This is a genomic window from Phenylobacterium sp. (assembly GCF_044372605.1).
Taxonomy (GTDB): domain Bacteria; phylum Pseudomonadota; class Alphaproteobacteria; order Caulobacterales; family Caulobacteraceae; genus Phenylobacterium.
This window is the reverse complement of the sequence record NZ_JBILRO010000283.1, coordinates 1-3,995: the sequence shown is the minus strand read 5'-3', so window position 1 is coordinate 3,995 and position 3,995 is coordinate 1. Positions and strand designations below refer to the sequence as shown.

Sequence of the window (3,995 nt, the reverse complement as noted above, 5' to 3'; positions counted from 1 at the left end):
TTGTCGTAGGCTTCGGCCAAGAGGCGCCAGGCGACCGCGTTATCTTCTTCCTGGGTCAGGGATTTGCGAAGTTCGGTCACGCCCTCATTCACCTTGGCCTTGTCGTCGAGGGCGATGAGGGTCTGGCCCAGATTGATCCGGAGCAGGGGCGCTTCCGGTTTCAGGGCGACGGACTTTCGCTGCGGCGCCTCCGCTTCCTGAGTACGGCCGAATTCGAAGAGGATCTGGCCCTTCAGTTCCCAGAGGTAGGGGTTCTGAGGCTGTTCGCTCAGCAGCACGTCGATCAGCTTGATGGCGCGATCCGGCTCCTTCAGCTGGTAGTAGGCGATGGCCCGGGCGTAGCGGGACGGATAGTCCGTGGCCTTCTCGCTGTATTTCGCGATGGCGATCTGCGGATTGAGGAAGGCGTCCAGCTTGGCCTTCATCACGGCGTGTTCAGCGATGGCCTCGGGACTGTCGACCTTGCCGTAGTTCGGCTGCTTTTCCACCCGCCGGCGCAGGGCTTCGATGCGGTCCGACGAAATCGGGTGGCTGCGGAAGTAGGCGAACCGGCGCGCCTCGTCGAAGACTTCCTGGTAGCGGAAGTTGTCAAAGAAGTCGGCCAGCCCCTTGCCGGAGAGCCCGGCCTTGTCGAGCAGGGTGGCGCCGGCCTGATCGGCGCGGCTTTCCTGTTCGCGGCTGTAGCCCAGCGCGCCGATGGTGCCGAACATGCTGGCGCTGCTGGCCAGACCAATGGCGGCTTCCGGCGAGCCTGCAAGAGCCGCCAGTACGCCCAGACCCATGGTCAGCAGGAACGGACGCATGCCCGCGCGGTTGAAGTCATCGGAACGCGCGCTGTGACCGCCGGCCAGGTGGCCGACTTCGTGGGCGATGACGCCCTGGAGTTCGTTGGGGTCGTCGGATTCCAGGATCAGACCGGTGTAGAAGCCCATGACCCGCGGCGCGGCGAACGCGTTGAGTTCCTTGGAGCCGATCAGCAGGATTTCGACGCTCTTGGAGTCGATGCCTGCCGCCTCGAGGATCGGCGCCGAGTCGCGGAACAGGATCTCCTCGATCTCGGTGTCACGGATCAGCGACTGGGCGTTGGCCAGTGACGGAGTCATCGCCAGACTGACGGCCAGAGCGACGGCCGTGGCCATTCGCGAAATCGACCGGGGCGGAGAAATCCGGGGCGGAGAGATCATGCGTACACTCTGTCCTGATAAGTCCGCCCCGGGCCGATGCTAATGCCTTAGCCGCGTCTCCACCAGCCCTTGCGCGGCGCCGGCGCCGGGCCACTGATTTCGTTGGGATCCGGAGCCTTTGGCGCGGGCTCGGGTTCCGGCTCAGGTTCCGGCGTCGGAGGCGCAACAGCCGCAGGTTCCGCCGCGGCTTCAACCACCACGTCAGCTTCCGGTTCCGGCGCCGCCTTTTTGGCGCGCGAGCGCCGGGGCTTGGCGGCCGGCGCCTCGGCGGTCGGAGGTGCGATCTCTGCAACCGGCTCAGGCTCAGCCTCGACGGCGACCTCCACCGGATCGACAGCCTCAACCACTTCGACCACCTCGATAACGGCTTCCGTTTCGATAGCCGGGGTCTCGCGATCACGGTCACGACCGCGGCCGCGACCGCGTCGTGCGCGCTTTGGCTTGTCCTCGGCGGCGGGCAGTTCGACCCAGATATCGTCCTCGTCCTCACGGGCGATGACCGGCCGGGCAGGGGCCGGTTCAGGGCGCGGCGCCGGTCGGGCGTCACTGGTCGGCGGCGCGACAGGCTTCAGATCTTCGGAAGGGTCATACCAGACGAAGGGATCATCGCCGTAGGGCACCCAGGGGCGAACCCACGAGAAGTTGTCCTGCGGGCGGAAGTCATCGCGCATGCGCCGTCCGCCCCGACGACCGCGACGGCGGCGGCGTGCCGCCTCGTCGTCGCCATCGGCCGCGGCGGCCGTATCGCCGGCGGGTCGCGGCGCGCGTTCGGCTTCACCGGATCTCGGTTCATCACGACGCCCACGGCGACGGCGGCGGCCCCGTCGGCGGCTCCCGTCTTCGTCATCATCACGCGGGCGGTCCTCACGATCGGATCGGACGTGGGCCGCGTCGTCATCGGTGTCCTCGGCTTCGAGGGCGGCTTCGTCGTCCTCGTCGGCGTCTTCCTCGTCCTCATCGTCGAAGACCTCATCGTCGAGGTTATCGTCTCCGGAGGGGTCGAAGGCCTGGATCATCGGTGCGGCCATCGAGGCCGCATGCTCGGGCCGTGTCTCCATCGAGGTGCGCTCGATCACGTGCTCGGCGTGGGCCATGTCGTCTTCGATCACGACCGTCACGAACAGGCCCTGGGCCTGGAACAGGCGCGCCAGATGCGCCCGCTTTTCGTTGAGGATGTAGAGGCCAACGGCCCGGGGAACGCGCAGGCACGCCTCGCCGCCACCCTTCATGGCTTCCAGTTCCATGGCGCGCAGGGCGGAGAGCGCGCTGGATTCCACCGAGCGCACCCGCCCGGTGCCGGCGCAATGCTCGCAGACATGGGTCGTGCCTTCCAGGACGCCGGACCGGCGACGCTGGCGACTGATCTCCATCAGGCCGAAGGGACTGATCTTGCCCATCTGCACACGGGCGCGGTCGTCCTTCAGGCAGTCTTTCAGCTTCTTCTCGACGGCGCGGTTGTTCTTCGACTCATCCATGTCGATGAAATCGATGACGATCAGGCCGGCCAGGTCGCGCAGGCGCAGCTGGCGGGCGGCTTCCTCGGCCGCCTCCATGTTGGTCTTGAGCGCGGTGGCCTCGATGTTGCGCTCCCGGGTCGACTTTCCGGAGTTCACGTCGACGGCGACCAGCGCTTCGGTCTGGTTGATCACCAGGTAGCCACCGGATCGAAGCGGAACCGTCGGTGAATAGATCTGGCTCAGGTGATCCTCGACCCGGTGCTTGACGAACAGCGGGGTGGGTTCGCGGTAGGCCATCACCTTCTTGGCCTGCGAGGGCATCAGCATCCGCATGAAGTCGCGGGCTTCCTTGTAGGCGCCTTCGCCCTCGACCCAGACCTCGTCGATGTCCTTGTCGTAGAGATCGCGGATCGTGCGCTTCACGAGGTCTTCTTCTTCGTAGATCAGAGCCGGCGCGATCGAGTGGAGCGTGGTCTCGCGGATGTTTTCCCACAGACGCAGCAGATAGTCGTAGTCGCGCTTGATCTCGGCCTTGGTGCGCTTGGCACCGGCGGTCCGGACGATCAGGCCCATGCCCTGTGGCACATCCAGGCTGGCCACCACGCCCTTGAGGCGCTTGCGGTCGGTTGCGGTATCGATCTTGCGGCTGATGCCGCCGCCGCGCGCGGTGTTCGGCATCAACACGCCGTATCGCCCGGCCAGCGACAGATAGGTTGTCAGCGCCGCACCCTTGTTGCCGCGCTCTTCCTTGACGACCTGAACCAGCATGATCTGGCGGCGGCGGATGACTTCCTGGATCTTGTAGCGACGCATCAGCCGCCGACGGCGACGTGCGACTTCTTCTTCCATGACATCGTCATCGTCGTCGCTGGCGGTTTGGGGCTCGTCGCCATCATCCTCGTCGCCGCCCTCGCTCACCGCGTTGCGGGAACCCCGGCCGCGCGGCTCAGGACGATCCTCGTCGTGATCCTCCGCCTCCTCACGCATCAGCGCTTCGCGGTCGGCCAGAGGAATCTGGTAGTAATCCGGGTGGATTTCGTTGAAGGCGAGGAAGCCATGGCGATTGCCGCCATACTCGATGAAGGCCGCCTGCAGCGACGGCTCAACCCGGGTTACCTTGGCGAGATAGATGTTTCCCCGAAGCTGTTTCCGGTTCTGGCTCTCGAAATCAAACTCTTCAACGCGGTTTCCGTCGACCACAACCACACGCGTTTCTTCGGCGTGAGCTGCATCGATCAACATAGTCTTGGGCATTCGAAATGTCTCCGCGGCGCGCGGGGGCATGGCCCAGGCGCAGCCGGTGTGTGGGATGAACGCGCGCGTCACCCCGCAATACGCCGGGGTCGGCGTATCG

General features: G+C 65.7%; 2 protein-coding genes. Both read right to left on the bottom strand.

Features of this window, described 5'->3' with window-relative positions; genetic code table 11:
• The coding region (locus ACIQ42_RS16765) for a M48 family metalloprotease (RefSeq protein ID WP_397423382.1) at positions 1-1,139 on the bottom strand (1,139 nt) is incomplete at its 3' end.
• Between the two features lie 92 nt (positions 1,140-1,231).
• Complete coding sequence (locus ACIQ42_RS16760; protein ID WP_397423381.1) at positions 1,232-3,895, bottom strand: ribonuclease E/G; 2,664 nt, start codon at positions 3,893-3,895, stop codon at positions 1,232-1,234.
• Positions 3,896-3,995 lie beyond the last annotated feature (100 nt).

Coding starts and splice junctions, on each gene's coding strand:
- ACIQ42_RS16760 (WP_397423381.1), bottom strand. CDS start 3,895: ATGCCCAAGACTATGTTGATCGATGCAGCTCACGCCGAAGAAACGCGT.